Source organism: Streptomyces sp. NPDC036984 (assembly GCF_055607665.1).
Window position 1 is genome coordinate 45,416 of sequence record NZ_JBVJRL010000014.1, and the last position, 24,133, is coordinate 69,548.

Sequence of the window (24,133 nt, forward strand, 5' to 3'; positions counted from 1 at the left end):
TTCAAGTCGCATCGCGCCCAGAGCGTGCGTGCGCGATGGTGCCTTTGAGACTGTCCCCCCGAACGCGTCCATGACACGCCGTCAGCCCACTCAAAAGTGCGATGATCTTATCAGCCGCACAGGCACAACCCGCTTGCCCAGAGCCTCAATTGAGCCGTCACCGAACCCACACGTCACCGCCACCCACCCGTCAGACAGCGGTTGCCGGGGGGAAGACCCGGCTCATTCCGGCCACACGCCCGTCGCCAGCAGCGAGTCGATCGCCGCGGAGTACGGCGCGATGTCCAGCCCCTGCTCCACGAGCCACGCGTCCGAGTAGTACTTGTCGAGGTAGCGGTCGCCCGGGTCGCACAGCAGGGTCACGACGCTGCCCGTACGGCCCTCGGCCACCATCTCGGAAACGATCTTCAGCGAACTCCACAGGCCGGTGCCGGTCGAGCCGCCCGCCTTGCGGCCGATGGCCTGCTCCAGCGCGCGGACGGCGGCGACGCTGGCCGCGTCCGGGACCTTCATCATCCGGTCGATCGCGCCGGGCACGAAGCTGGGCTCCATGCGCGGCCGGCCGATGCCCTCGATCCGGGAGCCGCAGTCACAGGTGACGTCCGGGTCGCCGGTGGTCCAGCCCTCGAAGAAACAGGAGTTGTCCGGGTCGGCGACACAGATCCGGGTGTCGTACTGCATGTAGTGGACGTAGCGGGCGAGGGTCGCCGAGGTGCCGCCGGTGCCCGCCGTGGCGACGATCCAGGCCGGCTCCGGGAACCGCTCCAGGCGCAGCTGCCGGAAGATGGACTCGGCGATGTTGTTGTTGCCGCGCCAGTCCGTCGCCCGCTCGGCGTAGGTGAACTGGTCCATGTAGTGGCCGCCGGTCTCCACCGCGAGGCGGGCGGATTCCTCGTACATCTTGCGGGAGTCGTCCACGAAGTGGCACTGTCCGCCGTGGAACTCGATCAGGCGGATCTTCTCGGCGCTGGTCGTGCGCGGCATGACCGCGATGAAGGGGACGCCGATCAGCTTGGCGAAGTACGCCTCGGAGACCGCCGTCGAGCCGCTGGACGCCTCGATCACCGGGCGGTCCGGACGGATCCAGCCATTGCAGAGGCCGTAGAGGAACAGGGAACGGGCGAGCCGGTGCTTGAGGCTGCCGGTGGGGTGCGTGGACTCGTCCTTGAGATAAAGGTCGATGCCCCAGCGCTCGGGCAGCGGGAAGCGCAGAAGGTGCGTGTCCGCCGATCGGTTGGCGTCGGCCTGGACCTTGCGAACGGCTTCTTTCAGCCAACTGCGGTAGGCGGCGTCACTGCGGTCGACGTCGAGGGTGGCGCCGGTCCTGGTCTGGTGGGTGGTGCTCACGGCGGGGCTCCTTACGGTGATCACCGACGGCGCCTCGCGCGGGCCGGCATATCGAGCATAGGCACCTTTCACACCGCTTCCCACCTGCATAAACGCATCTTTGGGCCAACCAAAGACGCCCTGGGGCACAGACGTGCGAGCCATCCGGGGGCGCATGGGCGTGAGTGCTCCGGGTGCCGGTCGCAGACGTATCGTGCGTACTGGTGCTCCTCGCCGCGCCGGGGCAGACTGCACGCGACGGGACCACCGTCCCGGACGGGGGCGCACCAACGAACCACGGGGAGACCGCAAGGGGGCGGCGAAACATGGCGGAGCCGGAGTTCACGGCCACAGGCGTGCGAATCGGCAAACGTCTGCGTTCGCTCACCCGGGCCGGGCAGGTCCGGATCAGCGACGGCAGGCTCCAGTTGCTCAACAGCTACGGCAGCGAGATCGACAGCGCGCCGGTGCAGGCGGTGCGCGCCTCCAGGCCGTGGTTCGCGCCGGACGACCGGGCGCTGGCCGACGTCAACGGCACGCGGTATCTGCTCACGCTGGGCGAGCACGACCCGGCGCCGGGCCGGCCGGGGCCGCCCGCGGCACGGCGGTTCATCGAGGCGGTCCGCCAGGCGGCGGGACGCGGCGGCTGAGCAGCACACCGTCGCGGCGAGTTGCGTGAGCGCATCCGCTGCGTCACGCTGGTCACACGTCACTCTGGGTTTACCGGCGATAACGCTGCGAACCAGCCCGCCGGCCATGACAGCAGGCGGACGTTTGGACGCAAGCACCCTGCTGGATCCGTTGTTCTCCGTGTTCTTCCGGTTCGTCCCGGACCTCACATCGGGGAGTCGCAGCCGTGATCAGTCACCCAAGCAGGCACTGCACGGTGGAGCTCCAAGCCCTGCCGTCGCGGATCGGCCAGGTCCGCAGAATCGTATCTGCGCAGTTGCGCTACTGGCATCTGGACCCCTTGATAGACCGAGCCGCGCTCGGTGTGACGGAGCTGCTGAGCAACGTCCACCGGCACGCCAGGCCCGACAAGTCGTGCACCGTCGAGCTGGAGCTGCTGCCGGACCGGCTCACCGTCTCGGTACGCGATCACGATCCGCGCCTTCCGGTACCCGCCGATGTCACGGATGTCACGGACGTCACGGACACGGCGGACGACACCCCGCTGGCCACGTGCGGGCGGGGGCTTGCGATGGTGGCCGCGGTGAGCGAGAGCTGGGGCGCGCGGCCGGACGGCGAGAACGGCAAGGTCGTGTGGTTCACGCTGCTGCCGGCCTCGGCAGCGAACGGCAGCCATCCCGCCCGCTCACCACGGAGCACGGTACGACCGACAGCGAGGCCGACACCTGTCGCGGCGGGGGCCGTGGTGCCGGCGAGTGCCTCCGTGCCGTCGAGCGCTTCCGTGCCGGCGGGGCATACAGCTCCTGTGCCGGCGAACGCTTCGGTGGCGGCGGATGCGGCCCCTGTGCCGGCGAGCGCTTCGGTGGCGTCCGTCGGAAGGTCGACGGTTGTCGCGAGGTCGGCGGCTGTCGCGAGGTCGGCGGCTGTCGCGAGGTCGGCAGCGGTCAGTGGTACGGAGCACGTCGAAACGCAGGCGTCCGCCGTCACGTCGACACCGGTTGCGAGTGCAACGCCCGTCACCAGTGCGGCAGCCGTCGAACCATCGGCGGCGGCCGTCACGCCGGCGCCCGTCCCGCCGGCGACGCCCCCCAGCAGTACGGCTCCCGTCGAAAGGACGGCGCCGGCCGGGAGGCCGGCACAGGCCGCGAGTGCGGCCCCCGTCCCCGCTACGGCTCCCGCGCCCGCCTCCTCCAAGGCCGGAACACCGGCTCCCACCCGGTCGGCTGTCGCCGGCTGACCGGGCACGCCGTCACCTTCGGCGACGACAGATCCGGCACATGAGCCCCGGGACCCGGGTCCCGGGACCAGCGTGTCAACGGCTGCGGCTTTCTCGCCCCGCCGCTTTCCGGGCGGGGGCGTCCTCCTGGTGGCGGGCTTCCCATCGGCAACCGGATGATTCCGCCGCACGGGTGGCCGCCCGCGCGGTCATGCCACACCGCCCTTGCCCGCGCGGCCGAACTGCTCCTCCAGAACGGACAGCCGGCGCCAGTACTCGTCCTCGTCGATCTCGCCGGAGGCGAAGCGGCGGCCGAGTACCGCGAGCGGTGAGTCGCCCGCCGGGCGTCCCGTGTCGACCGGCCGCCAGGAGCCGCCGCGCCCGCGCCAGGCGGTGCGGCGCAGGACGGTGACGGCGCCGATCACGACGGCCGCCCAGATCGGCGGGAAGAACAGGATCCAGGGTCCGGGTCCGCCGTCCCAGTTCGCCAGGGTCTGCATCTCGGGTCGTCTCCCTCGTCGTTCGGGTCTTCGGGTGATGTCCCGAGACTCCCTCGGGAGGCGGGTCCTGGTCGTCGTGCGGCCGGCGGCAGGACGCGTACCCCCCAGGGAGTACGGCGGTCACGCGCGGCTGCTCCGGGGGGACCGCGCGACGCGCGCACGGATGGACTGGCGGGCTGTACCTACTGGTATGTACAGTGAGGACATGAGCACCTCGGAACGACTCGTCGAGTCCGCCCGCGAGCTGCTGTGGGACCGCGGGTACGTGGGCACCAGCCCCAAGGCGATCCTGGAGCGCGCGGGTGCCGGGCAGGGCAGCATGTACCACCACTTCAAGGGCAAGCCGGATCTCGCCCTGGCGGCGATCCGGCGCACCGCCGAGGAGCTGCGGGCCACCGCCGAGGGCGTCCTCCGCGGGCCGGGCACGCCGTACGAGCGCATCGAGGCGTATCTGCTGCGCGAGCGTGACGTGCTGCGGGGATGCCCGGTCGGCCGGCTGACCATGGACCCGGAGGTGATCGCGAACGAGGAACTGCGCGCGCCGGTCGGCGAGACGATCGCCGCCATCCGCGAGCTGATCGCCCAGACCGTCGAAGAGGGCAAGCGGCAGGGGCAGTTCGCCCCCGGACTGGACGGCGCGGAGATCGGCGCCGCCGTCCTGGCCACCGTACAGGGCGGTTATGTCCTCGCCCGCGCCTCCGGCACGCCGGCCGCTTTCGACGCCGGCGTGCGCGGACTGCTCTCCCTGCTCACACCGTCGACTCCCGGACAGGAGAACTGACTCGCATGCACATCACCAGGCGGCGTCCCGACACCCAGCAGGGCTCGGCCGAGAATTTCACCGGCACGGTCTGGCTGGACGAGATAGCCGTCCCCGAAGCCCCGTCCCGGCTGCGCGTCTTCAACGTCCACTTCACACCGGGCGCGCGCACGGCCTGGCACCTGCACCCGCACGGCCAGGTGCTGCACGTCCTGGCGGGCGAGGGGCTGGTGCAGTGCAAGGGCGGTGAGGTGCAGGAGATCCGCGCGGGCGACACCGTGTGGATCGAGCCGGACGAATGGCACTGGCACGGTGCCGGGCCGCGCACCTTCATGACGCACCTCGCGGTCACGGAGGCCGCCGAGGACGACACCGTCGCCGTGTGGGGCTGCCATGTGTCCGCCGCCGACTATCCGGGCTGAGCAGGCCCATCACATGTAAGGAACGCCTGATGCAGGCCATGCAGTACGAGTTGACCCTGCCCGCCGACTACGACATGGGCATCATCCGTGCCCGGGTCACCCGTGTCAGTCCCGCGCTGGAGGACTGGGAAGGGCTCGGCTTCAAGACGTACCTGATGCGCGAACGGGGCGTGCAGGGCTCGCCGGTGAACCAGTACGCGCCGTTCTACCTGTGGAACACGATCGAGGGCATGAACCGCTTCCTGTGGGGCGGCGCCTTCCAGCACCTCGTCGACGACTTCGGCCGGCCTGCGGTGCACCAGTGGACCGGCCTGGCCTACGCCGAGGGCACCGCCGCCCGACCCGCCTTCGCCGTGCGCCGACGCCAAACGGTCCCGGAGGGAGCCGAGTTGACGGCACTGATGGCGGACGCGGTGGCCGAGGCGGAGCGCCGGGCCGCGGAGGAGGGGGTCGTGCTCGCCGCGGCGGCCGTGGACCCGCACCGCTGGGAGCTGGTGCACTTCTCGCTCTGGGAGCACGACGCGCCCAAGGCGGAGGGCGAGGTCTTCCAGGTGCTGCACCTGTCCGCACCCGGGCGGAACCTGGTTGCACACGGACGCCAGTGGTGAGGCACGTCCGTACGGTCCACGGCGACATCCGGCCGGAAGAGCTGGGCGTGTGCGACGCGCACGACCATCTCTTCCTGCGTAGCCCGCAGTTGCCGGGGCAGGAGCTGGCCGACGTCTCCGCCGCCCGGGCCGAGCTGGAGGCGTTCCGCGCGGCGGGCGGAGCGGCCGTCGTGCAGTGGACGCCGTTCGGCATGGGACGGCGGGCGGCGGACCTGCCGGCGCTGTCCCGGGCCGCCGGGGTACGGATCGTCTGCGCCACCGGACTGCACCAGGCGGCGCACTACGCGCCGGAGTTGCTCACCGGACTGCGCGGCGGACGGCTGGCCGGCCTGTTCGTCTCCGAACTCACCGAGGGCATAGGCGCGACCGGTGTGCGCGCCGGTCTCATCAAGGTGGCGGGCGGCTTCCACGGTCTGGACGCGCACGCCCGCTGGACCATGACGGCGGCGGCCGAGGCGCACCACGCCACCGGCGCGCCGATCGCCGTGCACCTGGAGCTGGGCACCGGCGCCCTGGATGTACTCGACCTGCTGTGCGGCGAGTTGGGCGTGCCGGGTGAGCGGGTGATCCTCGGGCATCTGAACCGCTCCCCGGACTCGGTGGTCCACCGGCAGGCCGCCGCGTCGGGCTGCTGGCTCGCCTTCGACGGGCCGTCCCGCGCCCACCACGCCACCGACTGGCGGATGCCGGAGGCGGTACGGGCTCTGGCGGAGGCGGGGTTCGGGGACCGGCTGCTGCTCGGTGGGGACACGGTGGTCGCCGGGGCGCGCTCGGTCGACGGCGGTCCCGGGATGCCGTATCTGCTGCGCCGGGTCCGGCAGCGGCTGGCGGAGGCGGTGGGCGCGGAGCTGGTGGACCGGGTCCTCACGGAGCATCCGGGAAAGGCGTTCGGGGCCGACTGGACCTGAGGACGTCCGTGGCCCGATCCCGTGGATCTCTGTCCCGCCGGACGGTTTCGACGCCGGCCCCTGTCCGGAGGATGGGAGGGACAGGACACCGACGCGCCCGCGAGGAGACGAGACCCCATGGCCCTGGAGATGCGCACCCGCTGCGAACGCTGCGAGACCGCCGAGCTGCCGCCGGACGGCCCGGCCCGCATCTGCTCGTACGAGTGCACGTTCTGCGAGGCGTGCGCAGCGGCCCTCGGTCAGATCTGCCCCAACTGCGGCGGCGAACTGGTGCCGAGGCCGCGCCGCACGCCCGCGGCCGCCTGAGAAGGTGAGGGCGGCAGGGGCCACCACCGGCACGGCGCGAGGCAGACGCAGTGGCACGCATCGGATCACCGGCGTCGGCCCTCGCGTGGGCAGGCCGCCGGATTCCGGCCCGGATGCCTTGTCGGTGCCGTGTCCTACCCTGCCCATGATCGGTGAGAGTGCGGCGAAAGGCCTTGGGGTGGGCGGCAACGAATGGTGGCAGGTGGGGCCGTATCAGCGTGATCTGGCGGCGGCCTTCCGGCGCGAGCAGGAGCGCGAGCTGGCGAGCGACGACCACGGCTTTCCGGGACGCACCGTCGAGGAACTGTGGGACGACCCGGACTGGATGGAATACATCTTCACCGGAGGTACGGCCTCGGTCCTCGACCAGGCGATCATGGTGGAGCCCACGGACGGCAAAGGCGGGCCCTTCATGCGGCCGTTGACCGACGCCGAGATCAGATCCTGGGCCCCGGACGGCCGGCCCACGCATGCCGCATGGCACGACGCGCTGGAGTCCGGCCGGCTGCCCTTCCCCGGGCGGGCCTGCGGCAACTGCACGGTGCTGTACGACGGGGACGGTCCCGCGCACATAGCGTACTGGGGCACCACCGCGGACTAGGCGCCCCCGGCCAGCGCCCCCAGCGGATCGTCCAGTACCGGCTGCCAGGCCAGTTCCGCCGCTCCGACCAGGCTGTTGTGGTCCAGGGTGCACGGCAGGATGGGGACGCCGCCGCTCTGGCCCCACAGGCTGCGGTCGGCGACCACGGCGCGCAGCCGGCCGGGGTCCGCGTCCAGCAGGGTGCGGTGCAGGCCGCCCAGGATGATGCGGTCCGGGTTGAGGATGTTGACCAGGCCGGCCAGGCCGAGGCCGAGGCGGTCGATGAGGGCTTCGGCGGCACTGCGGACGGCCGGGTCCTCGTACTGGGTACGCAGCAGGTCGTTGGCCTGCTGGAGCAGCGACACCTCCGGGCCGGGCTCCCGGCCGGCCTCCACCAGCAGGGCCAGCGGGTCCGCCTCGACGTCGAGGCAGCCGCGGCTGCCGCAGTGGCAGGGGCGGCCCTCCGGGTTCACCGTGAGATGGCCGACCTCCAGCGCGAGACCCGAACTGCCGCTGTGCAGGCGGCCGTCCAGGACGAGCGCGCCGCCGACCCCGCGGTGCCCGGTGGCCACGCACAGCAGGTCCCGTGCGCCCCGGCCCGCACCGTGCCGGTGTTCCGCGAGCGCGGCGAGGTTGACGTCGTTGGCCGCGAACGCGGGCCCGGCGATGCCGGCGGCGCGCACACACTCGGCGAAGATCTGTCTGACGGGCGCGCCGACGGGCCAGGCCACGTGCAGGGGGTTGAGCGCCAGACCACCGGGCTCCGCGACGGCGGACGGCACGGCGAGCCCGGCACCGACGCAGCGCCGGCCGGTCGTGCGCAGCAGCTCGGCACCCGCCTCGACCACGGAGCCGAGCACCTTGGCCGGGTCGGCGTCGACGGTCTCGCAGCCGGGCGCGGTCGCCACGATACGCCCGCCCAGGCCGACCAGCGCGGCCCGGAAGCCGTCGGCGTGGATCTGTGCCGCGAGCGCCACCGGCCCGTCCTCGGCGACCTCCAGCCGGTGCGAGGGGCGGCCCTGGGAGCCGGCCGCCGAGCCGGGCCGGGCGTCCACCCGGATCAGGCCCAGCGCCTCCAGCTCGGCGGCCACCGCGCCGGCCGTGGCCCGGGTGACGCCGAGTTCGGCGGTGAGCACGGCCCGGGTCGGCGCCCGCCCGGTGTGCACCAGCTCCAGCGCGGGTCCGAGGGCACCGCGCCCCCGGTCCAGCCGCGCCCTCGAGGTGGTCCTCTCCCCCGCTGTCCGGGGATCCGCCTTGCCGCTCATGAGGGCGAGTCTCCCATGATCCGCACCCGGGGTGGCCGGCGCCGTCGGCCGGGTCCTGTCGTCACGCTCCCGTCGTCCGCCCGAAGGGCGGCCCGCGCGGCGTCAGGTGCGTGCTCCGGGGGTCCTCCGGCCGAAGGCCGGGGAGTGCCGGGCCCTGGCCCTCGTACGGGATCTACTTGGGGCAGGGCCCGGTGCGACCTGGCCCTCGTACGGGATGTACTTGAGGCAGGGCCCGGTGCGGCAGGAGTGCGTGCATGGCGTCGCGGGGCAGGCGGGAGTGTGACGACAGGGCCTAGAGGCCGCTCACCCGCAGGGTGATGTTCAGCCGTCCGGCCAGGCCCAGCCAGTCCGGTGCCGTGCCCGGGCGGACGCGCGGCACACCGTGGTAGGCCGGCCGGGACGGGCCGCCGAAGACGAACAGGTCACCGCTGCGCAGCTCGATGTCGGTGTACGGCTTCGCGCGTGTCTCGGCGTTGCCGAAGCGGAACACACAGCCGTCGCCGAGGCTCAGCGAGACCACCGGCGCGTCCGCCTTCTCGTCGCCGTCGCGGTGCATGCCCATGCGGGCGTCGCCGTCGTAGAAGTTGATCAGCGCGATGTCGTACGGCGCGGCCGGTACGGCGTCCGGGCCGAGCGCGTCGGCCACCGCACGGCGGCCCAGCTCGCCGAGCCAGTCCGGGAAGGGTTTCACGGGCATGCCGTCGCCGTCGACGGCGGTGCGGGCGTAGGCGTACGGGTACCAGTGCCAGCCCAGGCAGACCTGGCGCGCGGTCATCGTGCCGCCGCCCGGGGTGCGGACCGTGCGCAGCCCGGCCGGCGGCCGCGCCCACTCCCGGCAGGCGGCGAGCAGGGCGCGCTGCCGGTCGGCGGTCAGCCAGTCCGGGACGTGCACGGCGCCCGGCGCGACCTTTGTGCGCTCCCGGGGAAACAGCTCGGCCTCCATGGCCCCATCCTGCCCCACGGCCTCTGATCTGCGGCTCCGCTAGCCTGGACGCACGATGAGCGACCGTATGACGACACCGTGGGGCGAGGTCGAGCTGACCCGCTTCCCCGAGGATCCCCACGACCGGCTGCGTGCCTGGGACGCGTCCGACGCGTACCTGCTGCGCCATCTCGCCGAGGAGAGAGTGCCGCTCACGGGCGAGGTCGTGGTGGTCGGGGACCGCTGGGGCACCCTGGTCACCGCGCTGGCGGAGCACCGGCCGACGCAGATCACCGACTCCTTCCTGAGCCAGGAGGCGAGCCGGGCGAACCTGGCGCGGGCGGGTGTGGAGCCGGGTGCCGTACGGCTGCTCACCACGCAGGACCCGCCGCCGGAGCGGGTGGACGTGCTGCTGGTCCGGGTGCCGAAGAGCCTGGCGCTGCTGGAGGACCAGTTGCTGCGGCTGGCTCCCGGCGTGCACGCGGGCACGGTCGTGGTCGGCACCGGGATGGTGAAGGAGATCCACAACTCGACGCTTCAGCTGTTCGAGCGGATCCTCGGGCCGACCCGGACCTCGCTGGCCCGGCAGAAGGCCCGGCTGATCTTCTGCACCCCGGACCCGGCGCTGGAGCGGCCCGCGAACCCGTGGCCGTACAGCTACGCCCTCCCGGACGGCGTCGGCGTGGTCTCGGGGCGCACGGTGGTCAACCACGCGGGCGTCTTCTGCGCCGACCGGCTGGACATCGGCACCCGTTTCTTCCTCCAGCACCTGCCGGGCCCGGGGGCCGGGCGCGTGGTGGACCTGGGCTGCGGCAACGGCGTGGTCGGTACGGCGGTGGCGCTGGCCGATCCGGCGGCCGAGGTGCTGTTCGTGGACGAGTCGTTCCAGGCGGTGGCCTCGGCGGAGGCGACGTACAAGGCGAACGGGGTGCCGGGGCACGCCGAGTTCCGGGTCGGGGACGGACTGGCCGGGGTGGCGCCCGGCAGCGTGGACCTGGTCCTGAACAACCCGCCGTTCCACTCCCACCAGGCGACCACGGACGCGACGGCGTGGCGGATGTTCACCGGGGCGAAGCGCGCGCTGCGGCCGGGCGGCGAGCTGTGGGTGATCGGCAACCGGCACCTCGGCTACCACGTGAAGCTGAAGCGGCTCTTCGGCAACAGCCGACTCGTCGCCAGCGACCCGAAGTTCGTCGTGCTGAAGGCCGTCAAGAGGGGCTAGGGGGTTTCGTTTGGATCAGGTCGGATCAGGCCGCGGCGCATGGTGCGGTGCATCGCAAGGCGGAGGATCACCCGCGTACTGGGCGTACTCGGGTGGTCCGACAACGCGGCGAGGTGCCGTGCCGGGCGTCGCGGACCCGGGCTGATCCAAACGAAGCCCCCTAGGTGCAGTACGGCGGAGGACGCCGACGATCCGGGCCACCTCGCGGGCCATCGCCTCCCGGCCGACGCTGAGGTACTTGCGGGAGTCGACGGCCTCCGGGTGGGCGGCGAGGAAGGCGCGGATGGCCCCGGTCATGGCGACGTTGAGGGCGGTCCCGACGTTGACCTTGGCGATGCCGCCGCCCACGGCCGCCACCAGTCCGTCGTCCGGCACGCCGGAGGAGCCGTGCAGCACGAGCGGTACCCTCAGCGCGGCGGACAGCCGCTCGAGCAGGCCGTGGTCGAGCACGGCGGTGCGGGTGGTCATGGCGTGCACGCTGCCGATCGCGACGGCCAGGGCGTCGACGCCGGTGCCGGCGACGAAGTCCCGCGCCCGGCCGGGTTCGGTACGGGCGCCGGGCGCGTGCGCGTCCAGCGGAGGGCAGCCGTCCTTGCCGCCGACCTGTCCCAACTCGGCCTCGATCCACAGCCCTTGGCTGTGCGCCCAGTCGGCGGCGGCGCGGGTCGCGGCGAGGTTCTCGGCGTACGGCAGGCGTGCCGCGTCGTACATCACCGAGCCGAACCCGGCTTCGGGCGCCTGGCGCAGCAGGTCGTCGCTCTGCACATGGTCCAGGTGCAGAGCGACGGGTACGGTGGCTCGTTCGGCGGCGGCGACCGCTGCGCGGGCCAGCGGCAGGAGCCGTCCGTAGCGGAACCTGACCGCGTTTTCGCTGACTTGGAGGACCACGGGTGAGCCGGCCGACTCGGCGCCGGCGATGACGGCCTCGATGTGTTCCAGAGTGATGACGTTGAACGCGGCGACGGCTGAGCGGGCGGCGGAGGCCCGGGTGACCAGCTCGCCGGTGGACGCGAGGGGCACGTGAGATGTCCTTCCGGGACGGGGCCGGCGGGCTCAGGGGGCGAGGATCACCGAGCGGGTGAGGTGCCGCGGCTGGTCGGGGTCGAGTCCCCGGGCGGCGGCGACGGCGACGGCGAGCCGCTGGACGCGGACGAGTTCGGCGAGCGGGTCGAGCTCTCCCTCGATCCACAGCGCCCCGGTGGCGCGGACCTGTTCGGCGAGTCCGCCGGGCGCCGCGCCGAGCATCCAGGTGGCCGTGCCCTCGGTGGTGACGCTGATCGGGCCGTGCCGGTACTCCATCGCCGGATACGCCTCGGTCCAGGAGAGGGATGCCTCGCGCATCTTCAGGCCGGCTTCGTTGGCGAGTCCCACGGTCCAGCCGCGCCCGAGAAAGGTGAACTGCGTGCAGGCGACCAGCCCTTGGGGCAAGGGAGTGTCGAGGGCGGTGCGCGCGTCGGCGACGACGGCGTCGGTGTGCAGCCCGAGATGGGCGCGCAGGAGGGTGAGTGCGGTGGTCGCGAACCGGGTCTGCACGACGGACCGCTCGTCGGCGAAGTCCAGGACGACGAGGTCGTCGGCGGCGTCCACGACCGGGGTGCCGGGGTCGGCGGTGACGGCGGTGGTGCGCGCACGCCCCCGCAACCGGCCCAGTAGTTCGAGGACTTCGGTGGTGGTGCCGGAGCGGGTCAGGGCGACGACCCGGTCGTACGGTCGCCCGTACGGGAACTCGGACGCGGCGAACGCGTCGGTCTCGCCCTGCCCGGCACCCTCGCGCAGCGCGGCGACCGCCTGGGCCATGAAGTACGACGTCCCGCACCCGACGACGGCGACCCGCTCCCCCGCCTCCGGCAGCGCCCTCCGGTGCCGCCCCGTCTGCTCGGCCGCCCGTATCCAGCACTCGGGCTGGCTGTTCAGCTCGTTCTCGACATGGGTCATGCCCATACCCTCCCCTTGCTGATTGTTCCTGCAAGATATAGCGAGGTTTCGAGCACAATCAAGCATTCGGACGCAGGGCGGGGTGCGCTAGGGTCGCCGGGAGATCGGAGACGACCGAAGAGCCGATCGGAGAACGGAGGCTGCGGATGTCGCGGGACGCCCGCTGGAAGGCGCTGCTGGAACTGCTCGTGGAGCGCGGCCGGCTGGAGGTCGAGGAGGCGGCGGCCGAACTGGCGGTGTCGGCGGCGACGATCCGCCGGGACTTCGACCAGCTGGCCGAACAGCAGATGCTGGTCCGCACCCGGGGCGGAGCGGTGGTGCACGGGGTGTCGTACGAACTCCCGCTGCGCTACAAGACCGCCCGCCGCGCCTCGGAGAAGCAGCGCATCGCCAGGGCGGTGGCCGAACTCGTCGCACCGGGTGAGGCGGTGGGGCTGACGGGCGGTACGACGACCACGGAGGTGGCCCGCGCGCTGGCCGTACGCGGCGACCTCGCCACCGGCTCGCCGGCCCTGACCATCGTCACCAACGCGCTCAACATCGCCAACGAGCTCGCCGTACGCCCCCAGTTCAAGATCGTGGTGACGGGCGGGGTGGCGCGTGCGCAGTCCTACGAGCTCATCGGCCCGCTCGCGGACGGCGTGCTGAGCCAGATCACGCTGGACGTGGCCGTGCTCGGGGTCGTCGGCTTCGACGCCACGCACGGGGCGGCGGCACACGACGAGGCGGAGGCCGCCATCAACCGTCTGCTGTGCGAGCGCGCCGAACGCGTGGTGGTCGCCGCCGACTCCAGCAAGCTGGGCCGCCGGGCGTTCGCCCGCATCTGCGGAGCGGAACTGGTGAACACGCTCGTGACGGACACGGCGGTCGACCAGGACACGGTACGGCGGTTCGAGGAGGCGGGCGTCAGGGTGCTGACCGTGTGAGAGGCGGCGGCTGCGACCACGACCGAGGGCGTACTACTGCTCAGGTTGTACCGCTGAGGTCGGCCGACACGCCCCGGGCCGTCTCAGATGCCGCCGAGGTCGGCCTTCACGAACCCCGCGCCCCGCTGGTCGTTGCAGCCGACCACCGGGCGGTCCCCCGGGTCGGGCCACGTCTGCTGCGCCTGAAGCGCCACGCTCACCAGCGTCAGCAGCAAGTCGACGTCGCTCGCGGCGTCCAGGCGCAGGGTCACCCACTGCGAGCCGGGCACGATCCTTATCGCCCCCGAGCACTTGAGGTTCTTGGCGAACCGCCGGATGGCCCGGTCGGTGAGCCGCAGGTCGACATCACGCTCGGAATGGAAATGGGCGATCTCCCCCTCGGCCGAACTCACCGCCTCTCCCAGGCCGCAGCTCGGCACGGCCTGTCTCAGGTCCGGCCATGTCGCCAGTTGCGCGAGTGCGCGCGAGGCCAACGTCATGGGGCCATCATGGCGCGCTCACCCGCCCGCAACCAGCTCGTGAGCAAGCATTAACCGACCTGTATCCGCCACGCGCCCCGGAGCCCGCACGCACATCCCCACGTCGAACAGGCCCGCCCCGACGGCGATTGCCGCCACACGACGGACATCCCCCGCAGAACCACAGGTAGACCCACCCACGGCAAGGCGACCGCCCGTGCCCCGCCGCCCCGACACCGACCGGCCCGCCCCGCACACCACCCATGCGTGTGCAATCAGGCATAGCAGAGGCGCGTCAACGGACCGCTGACACCGCTCATGTCGCTGAAGGTCCAAGACCACGCCGGCCCGGCCATGGAGCAAGCCGGAAAGACCGATGGAGCGGCAGGCTCACTCTGGCTGTCGCGGGGGCCCAGCGAGTCCGACCGCTCTCGTCGCGGCTGCGCAGCCGTTCCGGCCTGAGGCAAATGCCTCGTGCAGCGATCGGCCTGTGGGTAATGTGCCTGCGTTGCCAGGCAGGGCGGGGAGGGGCAGCCATGACCGAAGTGCGCCGTGAGCAGTACGACGCTCTCGTGGACCACCTGACGGAGCATTGGCTCGGACCCCCTGAACGGGAACTTCCCCGAGGGGCCCGGGCGAACCTGATCGGTGAGCGTGCTCTCGACGCCTATGAGAACACCGGCGACGATCAGGCTCTTCTCGCTGCGGTTGCCGCGCTCAGCGCTGCCGACGCCCTCGGGTCCACAGCTACTGTGCTGCGCTCACGGCTCAGGCGTCTCCAGCACCGGTCGGGACGGGCCGATGTCCTTCCGGTACTCACCGAAGATCACTCCGACACTGACGGGCTCGACGACTTGCCCAGTCTGCTGGTGGCGCTGGAGTCGGAAGAGGGGAGCCGGACGGCATTCCAGGCGCCTCGGCCTGCCGCTCTGGATGCCGCCGACGGCTACACCGGCGAGATTTCCACGTCCCTTCTCCTGCCTTGCGTGATCGTGATCCGAGACGCGCTCGACGCATCGCTTCCCCTTGCCGACGACCCTGATCTCGCGATGTACGCCCGGCTCGCCTCCCGAGGTCGTTCTTGGCTCTCCCATGCCTCTCGCTCTCGCACCCCCGATGACCTGGGCCAGGCCGTCGACATGCTCAGGGAAGCGATCGAGTCCTTCACGGATGCAGCACCCCCCTGGCGGTGGAGTCTCGTACTCGGCGACTTGGCTCAGGCGTTGCTGTTGCGCCACGACGTCAACGGGCAGTCGGAGGACCTCACCCGTGCGGTCGACCACGCGAGGACGGCCGTCCAGATCGCTCGTGCGGCCGAGGAACCGAAACACTTGGTGACGTGGCTGAGCCTGCTGGGCACAGTGCTCTGGACGCGGTACGACACCGAGGGTGATCCGGCCGACCTCGGGGCGGCGGCCGACGCGCTGTGGGAGGCGGCAGACCCTGGTCGGGTCACTGCCGCACCGCTGACCGGCCGCTCAACACGATTGGAGTGGTTACGCCTGGTCGGTGCAGTGCAGCGACAGCATTACGCGACCTCGCGTCACTCCACCTACCTGGACCGGGCTCTCCGACTGCACCGTTTCATCGACGAGGAGCCACAGTTCCTTGGGCGTCCTGCCACTCCGTCGGCCATGCACGCCAGTCTCGGCTACACCTGGCTCAGTGTGCACAACAGTTCGGGAGAACCGCTGGCTCTTGACAGCGCAGTGTGGGCTCTGGGACAAGCCGTAGCAGAAGGCCGGGAGCGCAACCCAGCCGAGTGGGGCGAGTGGACCGGCATCCTCGTTTCCGCGCTGAGACTCCGCTTCGCACAGCGCGGCGACCAGGACAGCCTGGAGAGTTTGGTGCGGGCCGGCGCAAAGGCCCTGGATGCTCTGCCCGAAGGGACTCCTGAGCACGTATCGTTGCTCGGCCGTCTCGGAGAGGCTCTGCTGTGGAGGTACCTTCTCACCAGTGCGGACGGCGATTTGAGGACAGCCCGCACCCTTCTGGAAGAAGGCGATGACCGGGCGGCTCTGGCCGCGGCGCTCCACGCGGAGTATCTACGGAGCAGCGACCTGCGCGCCCTGGACACAGCCGTACGCATCGCAGCCGAAGAACTCCGTGCGACAGCAGGACGGGACGGCGCTCATCTCGCCACCGCTTTTGACCTCGCCCAGTACCTCCTTTCCCGTGCCGAGGTGCTGCGTGCGTCAGCCGATGCAAAATGCGCGTCACGGCTCCTCGATCATTGTGTGAAGTGGCCAGGGCAGACCCGGGGGCAACTCGCCTTCCTGAGAGTCGAGTACGGCCGCGCACAGCTGATCCTTGCCGAGGTACACGCGATGACGCCGGCGGCCTCCGTAATGAACGACCACGGGGACGATCCACTCGAGGACGCCGCAGCGGCTTTGCTGAACGTCTTGGACAGCCACGACGCCGACGAGACTCTCACGGCCGAGGCGGCCGATTTGCTGGCACGTGCGATGACGGCGATCCTCGACGAGGCATATCGCTTGAGGCAGTTCGACCATGACGCGCGCCCAGTCCGTCTGGACCGTCCCGTGTGGCAACGAGCCCGGGCTCTGCTTGGCAAGCGAGCCGTCGAGACCGGCCGTCATCGTCGGCCGCGGACCTTCGATGTTCTCCGTCAAAGCCCTCAAACGGTCCGCGACGAGCTGTGCCACCGTGTGGTCGACGTCGTGACGCGGCATCCCCGGGCCAGCGCTGTCGAACAGGCTCGGCACATCACACGGGAAGCGACAGCATTGGCTCGGTGGTGTCTGGAGGCCGGCGAGCCCCGCATGGCATTCGAAGTCGCCGAATCGGGTCGTGCGGTGATCACGAACGCGGCCACCGGAGCAGACTCGATCGCCGACCGGCTCGCAAGACGGGGGTTTCCGCTGCAGAACGCCCACCGGCTGCGGCCTCTGGAAGCGGCCAGTGTTCCCTTCGGCGGCGATCGCCCCTCATTGCCCCGGTTCCTCCCCACAGACCCTGTCCCCGCCCTGCCGCACGGCCTGACCGGCACCGTGCAAAACGCTTTGGACGAGTTCAGGAGCGCACCCACGCCCGAGGCTGTAGCCGCGCTGTGCCGGTCTCTCTCCATCGACGCCGTAGTGCATCTCCTCCCAGGACGGAACCACGGGTGGGCTCTCATGGTGCACCGGGACGGACGCATCGTTTCGCTGAAACTTCCTCTCCTCCGCCCCGACCATCCCGATCTGGCCGCCTTCGCAGCCGAACACGACAAGCTGTTGCGCTCCCCCACTGCCGGTCCCTCCCGCACCTGGCGGGCCGCGCTACGCAGAGTCTGTGACTGGGCCTGGACAGCGGCAATCAAAGAACTCTCCAGGCATCTCGTGTCCCTGAGAGTCGGCGGAACGCCCCGTATCGTCCTCATCCCGTCCGGAACGCTCGCGCTGGTCCCGTGGCACGCGGCCCGTCGGCGCGTGAAGGGGTCCGGCGGTTGGGTGCACCGCTTCGCCATCGAGTCGATGGCGATCAGCTACGCGCCGTCGGCGTCCGCGCTGTCCTGGTTCACCGGTCGGTCGCTCGCGCCGCTCGCCGACAATGGCTTGGTGGTCGTAGACCCGACTCGGGACCTGCCGCACGCCCGTCAGGAGGGCGAGGACATTCACCGCTGGTACTACCCCAAAGGACAGCGTCTCGGCGCATCCGGTGAGGAGGGAGCGACACCCGCGACACCCCGTGCCGTGCTCGCCGCACTGAGCGATGCAGGATCCGGGTCGGCCTCTCCGGTGGCCCATTTCGCTTGCCACGCAATGAGCCGGATACCCGCCACCGATTCGTATCTGCGGCTGGCCAACGGGCAGCGGCTGAGTGTCGCCCGGCTTCTTGAGCAAGCGGAGCGGGAGGACAACGGGCCGCGGTTCAAGCCGCTCGTCGTCCTGTCCGCATGTGCCACAGCCGTTCCCGGAACTCACTACGACGGTGCTCTGAGCCTGACCACGGCGTTCGCCGCGGCAGGGGCGGCGGCAGTGGTGGGCTCCTTATGGACAGTCGAGGACGCGGCGACCGCCGCGCTGATGCGAGACTTTCACGCGATGCTCCACCTGGACGGCATGCCGCCCGCCGAGGCGTTACGCACCGCGCAACTCCGGGCACTGCGGGAAGGGCGTGCCAGGGCCATGGCAAGCGGGCCCAAGGCTAGGACTGCGGCCGGAGACCCCACATCATGGGCCGCTTTCGTCCATCAGGGCCTCGGGCATCCCGCCGAGACGTCCAGAATCCCCTCTGGGTCCGCAGTCGCCGACCTGCCCGATGCCACGGATTTTCCGGTTGAGACCTCTGCCGGCGTTTCGCGGTTTCGGATGCCGATCTTCCCGAGTCTCCCGGGTCCGGAACCATCCACGTTCAAGTGGACATGCCCGGTCCCCGACTGCTCCGAGGAAGCACCCGGCGACACGGACTCCCCGTTTGATGCCGATTGCTGCCCGGCGCATCCCTACGACGCGTTCGTTCTCACGTAGGCGGCGGCCATGGGCGGTCTGGTAAAGGGGCTTATCGAGCCGATCGCGAAGCGATGGAGCGCCGCAATGGGCGGTCCTCTGCTGATGTTCTGGCTCGCGGGCACGCTGATCTTGCTCTGGCCCAGAAGCGCCCGTGTACGTCCGTGCCACGCATCGATGGTTCCAGCGAACAAGCTGTGCACCATGGCCGGGCAGGGCGCTGTCGGCCCGATCGTCCTCTCCTCGACAGCGACCGCACTCGTCGTGGTCTCCGCGTGGGCCCTGTCCTCATCGGCCAGCTTCGTGCTCGAAATACTCGCGGGCCACTGGGGTACCTCCCGACTCGCCTTGGCACACACCCGGCGTCGAACCGCCCGTCACCACGCCCGTCGCACCGCCCTCGCTTCTGTCCGTCAGGCACCTCCGGGACTGAGCGGCGATCACCTCGATGCTTGGCGTGTGCAGAGCGGCTGGCGCTCCGCGAGAAGGCGAGCGGCGTCGGCACGGTATCCACGCCCGCGCGACCCCGAACCGCTGCTGCCCACCGCACTCGGAAACGCGCTCATCTCACTGTCCGCGGAGATACGCCGCAGGTACGGGCTCGATCTGGGAGTTTGCTGGGATCCCTTCGTCAAGACGCTGGAAGCTCCCGTGCGCGATGAGTTGACGGCTGCCGCGACCCGTGTGCTGGCCCGCGTGCAGGGGATTATCTGCGCAGCTGGTGCCTGTGTTTGGGGCGTACTCCTGCCAGGGTTCTGGCCGCGACTGGTCTGGGTAGCGGGATGCTCGATGCTCGTCTGGGGTGCGCATCGGGCGCTGCGGGCAGGGGTCGACTCGTACAGCCGTCATGTCGGCGATCTGTTCGCCCTTCACCGGATCCGGCTCTACCGAGCGTTAGGGTTCGTCCCGCCGGCGTCGACGGCGGACGAGGTGCAATGCGGGGAGACTCTGAGTGCGTTCTTGTCCCGCACTCTTCCTCCTAGCTCCGCCCCCATGCCGTACGACTGGCCTACTGCGTGATGATTCCGGGCAACTGTGCAAGAGGCTCTTTTCCTGGGCGCGACGCCGTCTGACGTAGGCACCAAAGCTTGCGTTTAGGGTGGCATACCAAAGGTTCCGTGGGGCGACGCGTGGGGCAGGCTGCCGTGAACGCGCTGCGCACCCTTCTCGAAGACCACGATCACACCGTTCAGGAGATATCCGGGCAGGGCGACCTCGGGGATGATCTCTGCGTCACCTTCACCCAACGGGGACGTCACGAGCGACACGATCATGCTCCAGGGTGGGAAACGCCGGAGCAGAGGAATCGGCTATGCGGTGCCTGTCGTCCTCAATCCGCCACGCTTCATCGGCGTCAGACCCGACACGCTGCTGGATGACACCGCCATGGAGTTTTTTCGACCCTGCGGACCACGTTCTGCATTCGTCAACGGCGACGTGGCACGCGTCATCCACGCTTACGTCCTCGCCTGCCTTCTCGACCGGATCGAGACAGTGCCCGGTCTGACGCAGCAGTCGCTGTTTGCCATGCGGGAGGACGACGAGCTCGAAACGGAGATCGTCGCAGTGCTCGGCCCTCTCAGTGATGGTCGGCCTCGGCTACCTCTTGACGAATAGGGTTGAATTCTCCGGCGAATCACCAAGCCCAAATCCACGGCGTCCAAGGTGGTCGGGAACAGTGGGCTCAGTGCCTTCGGCGGTCCGCGCGCTGGTGAGGGGGCCGCGCCGTTGCGAGGGCCAGCCCTGTCGTCGCTGCCCGCGACCTGACGGGAGCGGGCGGGAACCACTCACGGTGGCTTGGACGTTTGGTGTATGAGTGGGGGCGGTGTTCCTACGCCAGGTCTTTCGTAGCCGCGAGTATCGGGGGATCGAGTGAGCGCTGAGATCGTGCGGTTGGTGGAGCAGGCGGGGCCGTATCTGACGACTGCGGTGAGTGCGTACGGGGTGGCCGTGTTCTCCCGGGCGGAGAGTGCGGCCGTGGACGCGACGGCGAACCTGGGTCGGCGCGTCCTGCTGGCGGTGTGGCGCCGTCGGGACGCACAAGGCCGGGCGGAGTTGGAGGCGGCGGTCCAGGACGCTGCGGAAGCGCCGGAGGATGCGGACGCGGCGGCGGCTGTGCGCCAGCAGATCAAGCGCGCTCTGCGTGACGATGCCGAGTTGCTGGCCGAGCTGGCCCGGCTGCTGCCCGCTGCTGGTGAGACGGTGAACGTGACGGCGTCGGGCGAGCGGTCCGTCGCCGCCAAGACCATCGGCATCGCCGTCACCGGGGACAACGCGACCATCCGGCGATGACGGACGGTCCCGTGTCCGGGGGCGGCGGTCCGCAGGCGGCGGGTGCGCGGTCCATATCGGTGGGCGGCGGTGTCGGCGTGGCGATCACCGGGGACGGCGCCCAGGTGGTGATGCTGCCGGCCGAGGCCGTGCGCTGGGCCAAGGAGGTCGCCGCACCGCCGGCGGCCGGAAACCTCCCCGGGTCCGCGTCCGGCGTTTTCGTCGGACGCCAGGACGAACTCGCCGAGCTGCGGCGGCTGCTGGCCGCCGGGGGTGAGGCCGCGGTCACCCAGGTGTCCGGGACGCGGGCGATCCACGGGCTGGGCGGGATCGGCAAGAGCACGCTCACCCTGCACTACGCGCACACCTTTCGGCGCGCGTACACGCTGGTGTGGTGGATCAACGCCACAAGCAGCGAGCAGATCGTCATCAGCCTGGCCGGCCTCGCCATGCGGCTGTGTCCGCAGTGGGCCTCGACCACCGGCGTACAGGAGCGGGCGGCGTGGGCGATCCTGTGGCTCCAGTGGCATCCCGGCTGGCTGCTGGTGTTCGACAACGTCGAGGACCCCGCCGTCCTGCGCCACTACCTGGGCGCGCTCCCGGACGGGCATCACCTGGCCACCAGCCGTACCGCGACCGGCTGGCACGCCATCGCCCCCACCATGCCCCTGGGCCTGCTCGACGCCGAGGCAGCCACGAGCCTGCTGTGCACCCTGGCCCTGGGGCCGGAGCACGCCCCTACACGACAGCAGCGTAGCGACGCCTTGGCGCTTGGCACCGAACTCGGCTTCCTGCCACTGGCGTTGGAACAGGCCGGCGCCTACCTCTTCGAGACCGGAACCTCGTTGGCCCACTACCGGGACATGCTGGGGCAGGTCATGGACACGGCCGCGGGCGGCATCGACCCCGAACGCACCATCGCCCGCATCTGGCACCACACCCTGGCCGCCGTCGAACGCCGCAATCCGCAGGCCGTTACGCTCCTCAACGCCATGGCCTGGCTGGCACCCGACGGCATCCCCCGCACCCTGCTCGCCCCCCTCTGCCCCGACCCACGCAGACTCGGCGAGACCCTGGGAGCTTTGTACGCGTACAACATGATCTCGTACAGCGCAGACCGTCAGAGCATCAGCGTCCACCGCCTCGTACAGACCGTCCTGCGCCACCGGCCCGCCACCGAAGCAGAGGGATACCCGCCCGGCCGGCAAGACGCCGAACACCTCATCCAGCTGGCCGTCCCTGGCGATGACTCGGACACTGCGCAGTGGGATCAGCTCCTGCCCCATGCCATGGTGGTCGCCGACTCGACTCCGTCCCGCAGTCCAGCATCGATCGAGACGGCCCACGCCTACCACGCCGCCGCGCAGTATCTGTACGGGCAGGGACGCGACGCCCACACCATCCGCCTGCGCACCGTCGCCCACGCTCAGTACAAGCGGATCCTGGGCGATACCCACCCCACCACCCTGACCAGCCGCAACAACCTCGCCGGCGCCTACAAGTCAGCCGGAGACCTCACGCGGGCCATCCCTCTCTACGAGATCACCCTCGCCCAACGCGAGGAGATCCTGGGCAGCACCCATCCCCAGACCCTGATCAGCCGCAGCAACCTCACCCAAGCACGCCGTATCGCCCACGCCGGACAGCGAGGAAGGGCAGCAACCCCAACAGCCGCAACGCCCCCTCACCAATCGTCTGCGAACGGTTGATCAGCCCCGAGACCTCACTGCTCTTCCAGAGGGCTTGACCTGCGTCGTCGGCACAGGCGCCGCCTCGGCCGGAGTCGGTCCAGCCGCGCCGAAGCGAGGGGACGCGCGCACACCCCCCGTGACGCCGGTGCCGCCGCGCACAGCCCTCCCAGCCGCCGTCGCGGCCAGCCTCGCCCCTTGCTCACCTCCCCGACCACCCCTACGCTGAGTTTGTGCCGCAAATAAACAAAACCCGTTCGCACACCGTCGTGCCGGGTCCGAGTCTCACCGCGCTGCGCGCGGCCATCACCGCCTTCTTCGCGCTGGACGGTTTCATCTTCGCGGGGTGGGTTGTCCGCATCCCCGACATCAAGCACCAGACGCACGCGTCCGCCGGCGCCCTCGGCCTCGCGCTGCTCGGGGTCTCCGCGGGTGCCGTCCTCACCATGACGCTGACCGGCCGCCTGTGCCGCCGCTATGGCAGCCACCCGGTGACCGTGGTCTGCATGGCGGTGCTGGCGCTCAGCGTCGCGCTGCCCCCGCTGACCCACTCCGCGGCAGCACTGGGGGCCGTCCTGCTGCTGTTCGGCGCTGCCTACGGCGGCGTCAACGTGGCCTTCAACAGTGCCGCCGTCGACCTGGTCGCCGCCCTGCGCAGGCCGATCATGCCCAGCTTCCACGCCGCTTTCAGCCTGGGTGGCATGATCGGGGCCGGCCTCGGCGGGCTGGTCGCCGATGTCCTCTCCCCCACCCGTCATCTGCTCGGCCTCACCCTGATCGGGATGCTCGTCACGGCCGTCGCCGGGCGCAGCCTGCTCCGGCACGAGCCGCCGGCGCCGCCGGAGCGAACACCGGCGTCGGAGGCGGCGACGCAGCGGGACAGCGGTGCGCCGGGCGGGCGCGGGCTGGTCGTCGTCTTCGGGCTCGTCGCGCTGTGCACGGCGTACGGGGAGGGCGCGATGGCCGACTGGGGCGCGCTCCATCTCCAGCAGGACCTCGCCGCGTCCGCCGGCACGGCGGCTGCCGGGTACGCGTGTTTCGCGCTCGCCATGACCATCGGCCGACTGTCGGGGACGGCTCTGCTGGGGCGCCTCGGCCGGGCCCGTACCGTGATCGCCGGAGGCACCGTCGCGGCGGCGGGCATGCTGCTCGGCGCGCTCGCGCCCTCCGTGTGGGCCGCGCTGACCGGCTTCGCGGTCACGGGGCTCGGACTCGCCAACCTGTTCCCGGTCGCCGTGGAGCGGGCGGGCGCGCTGGCTGGTCCGTCCGGTGTCGCCGTCGCCTCCACGCTGGGCTACGGCGGCATGCTCCTCGGGCCGCCCGCGATCGGATTCATGGCCGACTGGTTCTCCCTGCCCGCCGCCCTCACCAGCGTGGCCGCGCTGGCCGCCGTGGCCGCCGGCATCGGGGTGTCGACGCGGCGGGTGCTGGGCCGCTGACGTCGTAGCGGGGCCCGTGCGGGTCCGGCCCCGGCGCACACCCTTCCGGCCGGCTTGCCCCGGCGGTCATCCGGCCCGCTTGCCCCGGCGGTCATCCGGCCGGCTTGTCCCGGCGGTCATCCGGTCGGCTTGTCCCGGCGATCAGGAGGGGAGCCCCGATCACCAGGGCGGCCACGGTGACGGTTCAGTGGTCGGTCACCGCGGCAGCCGCCCATGTCACTGCCATGCCGGCAGATGGCGCCATCTTCGCGGTCCGCCGCAGCGGCGATCCGGATTGTCAGTGCCGTGATGTTCACT

The 24,133-nt window shown here is 71.1% G+C and carries 20 protein-coding genes and 2 pseudogenes; 15 read left to right on the forward strand and 7 right to left on the reverse strand.

Translation table 11 applies throughout. The features are described from left to right. Nucleotides 1–222: 222 nt before the first annotated feature. Nucleotides 223–1,347: a PLP-dependent cysteine synthase family protein gene (locus tag ACZ7DL_RS24380; protein WP_470776985.1), complete on the reverse strand. Its 1,125-nt coding sequence runs from the start codon at nucleotides 1,345–1,347 to the stop codon at nucleotides 223–225. 305 nt (nucleotides 1,348–1,652) lie between these two features. On the opposite strand from ACZ7DL_RS24380, the gene ACZ7DL_RS24385 reads away from it, so the two are divergent. Next, nucleotides 1,653–1,976, forward strand: a complete 324-nt coding sequence (locus tag ACZ7DL_RS24385) for a hypothetical protein (protein ID WP_470776987.1) — start codon at nucleotides 1,653–1,655, stop codon at nucleotides 1,974–1,976. 206 nt (nucleotides 1,977–2,182) lie between these two features. Beyond that, nucleotides 2,183–2,749, forward strand: a pseudogene (locus tag ACZ7DL_RS24390) (ATP-binding protein); the annotation flags it as partial. A 632-nt stretch (nucleotides 2,750–3,381) separates the two neighbouring features. Here the strand turns inward: ACZ7DL_RS24390 and ACZ7DL_RS24395 are convergent. Then, complete coding sequence (locus ACZ7DL_RS24395) at nucleotides 3,382–3,672, reverse strand: SHOCT domain-containing protein (RefSeq protein ID WP_470776989.1); 291 nt, start codon at nucleotides 3,670–3,672, stop codon at nucleotides 3,382–3,384. Nucleotides 3,673–3,862: 190 nt separating this feature from the next. On the opposite strand from ACZ7DL_RS24395, the gene ACZ7DL_RS24400 reads away from it, so the two are divergent. The 6 genes from ACZ7DL_RS24400 to ACZ7DL_RS24425 all read left to right on the forward strand — a co-directional run bounded on the left by ACZ7DL_RS24400 (nucleotide 3,863) and on the right by ACZ7DL_RS24425 (nucleotide 7,277). Further along, nucleotides 3,863–4,453: a TetR/AcrR family transcriptional regulator gene (locus ACZ7DL_RS24400; protein WP_470776991.1), complete on the forward strand. Its 591-nt coding sequence runs from the start codon at nucleotides 3,863–3,865 to the stop codon at nucleotides 4,451–4,453. A 5-nt stretch (nucleotides 4,454–4,458) separates the two neighbouring features. Beyond that, on the forward strand, nucleotides 4,459–4,854 hold the full coding sequence (locus tag ACZ7DL_RS24405) for a (R)-mandelonitrile lyase (RefSeq protein ID WP_470776994.1): 396 nt from the start codon (nucleotides 4,459–4,461) through the stop codon (nucleotides 4,852–4,854). A gap of 29 nt (nucleotides 4,855–4,883) precedes the next feature. After that, nucleotides 4,884–5,462: a DUF4865 family protein gene (locus tag ACZ7DL_RS24410; RefSeq protein WP_470776996.1), complete on the forward strand. Its 579-nt coding sequence runs from the start codon at nucleotides 4,884–4,886 to the stop codon at nucleotides 5,460–5,462. Further along, nucleotides 5,459–6,370, forward strand: a complete 912-nt coding sequence (locus ACZ7DL_RS24415) for a phosphotriesterase family protein (RefSeq protein ID WP_470776998.1) — start codon at nucleotides 5,459–5,461, stop codon at nucleotides 6,368–6,370. The genes ACZ7DL_RS24410 and ACZ7DL_RS24415 overlap by 4 nt, the downstream gene beginning before the upstream one ends. A 117-nt stretch (nucleotides 6,371–6,487) precedes the next feature. Next, entirely contained in the window at nucleotides 6,488–6,676 is a 189-nt protein-coding gene (locus ACZ7DL_RS24420) for a DUF1272 domain-containing protein (RefSeq protein ID WP_470777000.1), read from the forward strand. 178 nt (nucleotides 6,677–6,854) lie between these two features. After that, nucleotides 6,855–7,277, forward strand: a complete 423-nt coding sequence (locus ACZ7DL_RS24425; protein ID WP_470777004.1) for a hypothetical protein — start codon at nucleotides 6,855–6,857, stop codon at nucleotides 7,275–7,277. Here ACZ7DL_RS24425 and ACZ7DL_RS24430 read toward each other — a convergent pair. Together ACZ7DL_RS24430 and ACZ7DL_RS24435 are read right to left on the reverse strand one after the other, a co-directional pair. Next, nucleotides 7,274–8,521, reverse strand: a complete 1,248-nt coding sequence (locus tag ACZ7DL_RS24430; RefSeq protein ID WP_470777007.1) for an ROK family protein — start codon at nucleotides 8,519–8,521, stop codon at nucleotides 7,274–7,276. The genes ACZ7DL_RS24425 and ACZ7DL_RS24430 overlap by 4 nt on opposite strands. Before the next feature lie 292 nt (nucleotides 8,522–8,813). Continuing rightward, nucleotides 8,814–9,464, reverse strand: coding sequence for an alpha-ketoglutarate-dependent dioxygenase AlkB family protein (locus ACZ7DL_RS24435; RefSeq protein WP_470777009.1), 651 nt, complete (start codon nucleotides 9,462–9,464; stop codon nucleotides 8,814–8,816). 67 nt (nucleotides 9,465–9,531) lie between these two features. Here ACZ7DL_RS24435 and ACZ7DL_RS24440 point away from each other — a divergent pair, with 67 nt between their 5' ends. After that, entirely contained in the window at nucleotides 9,532–10,665 is a 1,134-nt protein-coding gene (locus ACZ7DL_RS24440; protein WP_470777011.1) for a methyltransferase, read from the forward strand. A gap of 165 nt (nucleotides 10,666–10,830) precedes the next feature. Here ACZ7DL_RS24440 and ACZ7DL_RS24445 read toward each other — a convergent pair. Together ACZ7DL_RS24445 and ACZ7DL_RS24450 are read right to left on the reverse strand one after the other, a co-directional pair. Continuing rightward, a pseudogene (locus ACZ7DL_RS24445) lies at nucleotides 10,831–11,685 on the reverse strand (class II fructose-bisphosphate aldolase); the annotation flags it as partial. Between the two features lie 33 nt (nucleotides 11,686–11,718). Continuing rightward, entirely contained in the window at nucleotides 11,719–12,600 is an 882-nt protein-coding gene (locus ACZ7DL_RS24450; protein WP_470777013.1) for an SIS domain-containing protein, read from the reverse strand. 146 nt (nucleotides 12,601–12,746) lie between these two features. Here ACZ7DL_RS24450 and ACZ7DL_RS24455 point away from each other — a divergent pair, with 146 nt between their 5' ends. Beyond that, a complete protein-coding gene (locus ACZ7DL_RS24455) occupies nucleotides 12,747–13,526 on the forward strand; it encodes a DeoR/GlpR family DNA-binding transcription regulator (protein ID WP_470777015.1) in 780 nt (259 codons plus the stop codon). 83 nt (nucleotides 13,527–13,609) lie between these two features. Here ACZ7DL_RS24455 and ACZ7DL_RS24460 read toward each other — a convergent pair whose 3' ends face one another. Next, complete coding sequence (locus ACZ7DL_RS24460) at nucleotides 13,610–14,005, reverse strand: luciferase domain-containing protein (protein ID WP_470777017.1); 396 nt, start codon at nucleotides 14,003–14,005, stop codon at nucleotides 13,610–13,612. A 515-nt stretch (nucleotides 14,006–14,520) separates the two neighbouring features. On the opposite strand from ACZ7DL_RS24460, the gene ACZ7DL_RS24465 reads away from it, so the two are divergent. The 5 genes from ACZ7DL_RS24465 to ACZ7DL_RS24485 all read left to right on the forward strand — a co-directional run bounded on the left by ACZ7DL_RS24465 (nucleotide 14,521) and on the right by ACZ7DL_RS24485 (nucleotide 23,836). Beyond that, nucleotides 14,521–18,459: a CHAT domain-containing protein gene (locus ACZ7DL_RS24465; protein ID WP_470777019.1), complete on the forward strand. Its 3,939-nt coding sequence runs from the start codon at nucleotides 14,521–14,523 to the stop codon at nucleotides 18,457–18,459. A gap of 1,296 nt (nucleotides 18,460–19,755) precedes the next feature. Continuing rightward, nucleotides 19,756–20,055: a hypothetical protein gene (locus tag ACZ7DL_RS24470; protein WP_470777020.1), complete on the forward strand. Its 300-nt coding sequence runs from the start codon at nucleotides 19,756–19,758 to the stop codon at nucleotides 20,053–20,055. Nucleotides 20,056–20,310: 255 nt separating this feature from the next. Further along, entirely contained in the window at nucleotides 20,311–20,730 is a 420-nt protein-coding gene (locus ACZ7DL_RS24475; RefSeq protein ID WP_470777021.1) for a hypothetical protein, read from the forward strand. Next, a complete protein-coding gene (locus tag ACZ7DL_RS24480) occupies nucleotides 20,727–22,418 on the forward strand; it encodes a tetratricopeptide repeat protein (RefSeq protein ID WP_470777023.1) in 1,692 nt (563 codons plus the stop codon). Before ACZ7DL_RS24475 ends, ACZ7DL_RS24480 begins: the two co-directional genes overlap by 4 nt. Before the next feature lie 248 nt (nucleotides 22,419–22,666). Continuing rightward, nucleotides 22,667–23,836: an MFS transporter gene (locus ACZ7DL_RS24485; RefSeq protein ID WP_470777025.1), complete on the forward strand. Its 1,170-nt coding sequence runs from the start codon at nucleotides 22,667–22,669 to the stop codon at nucleotides 23,834–23,836. Nucleotides 23,837–24,133: the final 297 nt, after the last annotated feature.

What these genes read in the sequence shown, in the direction of transcription:
- ACZ7DL_RS24385 (WP_470776987.1), top strand. Translation starts at nt 1,653, where the DNA reads ATGGCGGAGCCGGAGTTCACGGCCACAGGCGTGCGAATCGGCAAACGT.
- ACZ7DL_RS24395 (WP_470776989.1), bottom strand. Translation starts at nt 3,672, where the DNA reads ATGCAGACCCTGGCGAACTGGGACGGCGGACCCGGACCCTGGATCCTG.
- ACZ7DL_RS24400 (WP_470776991.1), top strand. Translation starts at nt 3,863, where the DNA reads ATGTACAGTGAGGACATGAGCACCTCGGAACGACTCGTCGAGTCCGCC.
- ACZ7DL_RS24405 (WP_470776994.1), top strand. Translation starts at nt 4,459, where the DNA reads ATGCACATCACCAGGCGGCGTCCCGACACCCAGCAGGGCTCGGCCGAG.
- ACZ7DL_RS24410 (WP_470776996.1), top strand. Translation starts at nt 4,884, where the DNA reads ATGCAGGCCATGCAGTACGAGTTGACCCTGCCCGCCGACTACGACATG.
- ACZ7DL_RS24420 (WP_470777000.1), top strand. Translation starts at nt 6,488, where the DNA reads ATGGCCCTGGAGATGCGCACCCGCTGCGAACGCTGCGAGACCGCCGAG.
- ACZ7DL_RS24430 (WP_470777007.1), bottom strand. Translation starts at nt 8,521, where the DNA reads ATGAGCGGCAAGGCGGATCCCCGGACAGCGGGGGAGAGGACCACCTCG.
- ACZ7DL_RS24435 (WP_470777009.1), bottom strand. Translation starts at nt 9,464, where the DNA reads ATGGAGGCCGAGCTGTTTCCCCGGGAGCGCACAAAGGTCGCGCCGGGC.
- ACZ7DL_RS24440 (WP_470777011.1), top strand. Translation starts at nt 9,532, where the DNA reads ATGACGACACCGTGGGGCGAGGTCGAGCTGACCCGCTTCCCCGAGGAT.
- ACZ7DL_RS24450 (WP_470777013.1), bottom strand. Translation starts at nt 12,600, where the DNA reads ATGACCCATGTCGAGAACGAGCTGAACAGCCAGCCCGAGTGCTGGATA.
- ACZ7DL_RS24455 (WP_470777015.1), top strand. Translation starts at nt 12,747, where the DNA reads ATGTCGCGGGACGCCCGCTGGAAGGCGCTGCTGGAACTGCTCGTGGAG.
- ACZ7DL_RS24460 (WP_470777017.1), bottom strand. Translation starts at nt 14,005, where the DNA reads ATGACGTTGGCCTCGCGCGCACTCGCGCAACTGGCGACATGGCCGGAC.
- ACZ7DL_RS24465 (WP_470777019.1), top strand. Translation starts at nt 14,521, where the DNA reads ATGACCGAAGTGCGCCGTGAGCAGTACGACGCTCTCGTGGACCACCTG.
- ACZ7DL_RS24480 (WP_470777023.1), top strand. Translation starts at nt 20,727, where the DNA reads ATGACGGACGGTCCCGTGTCCGGGGGCGGCGGTCCGCAGGCGGCGGGT.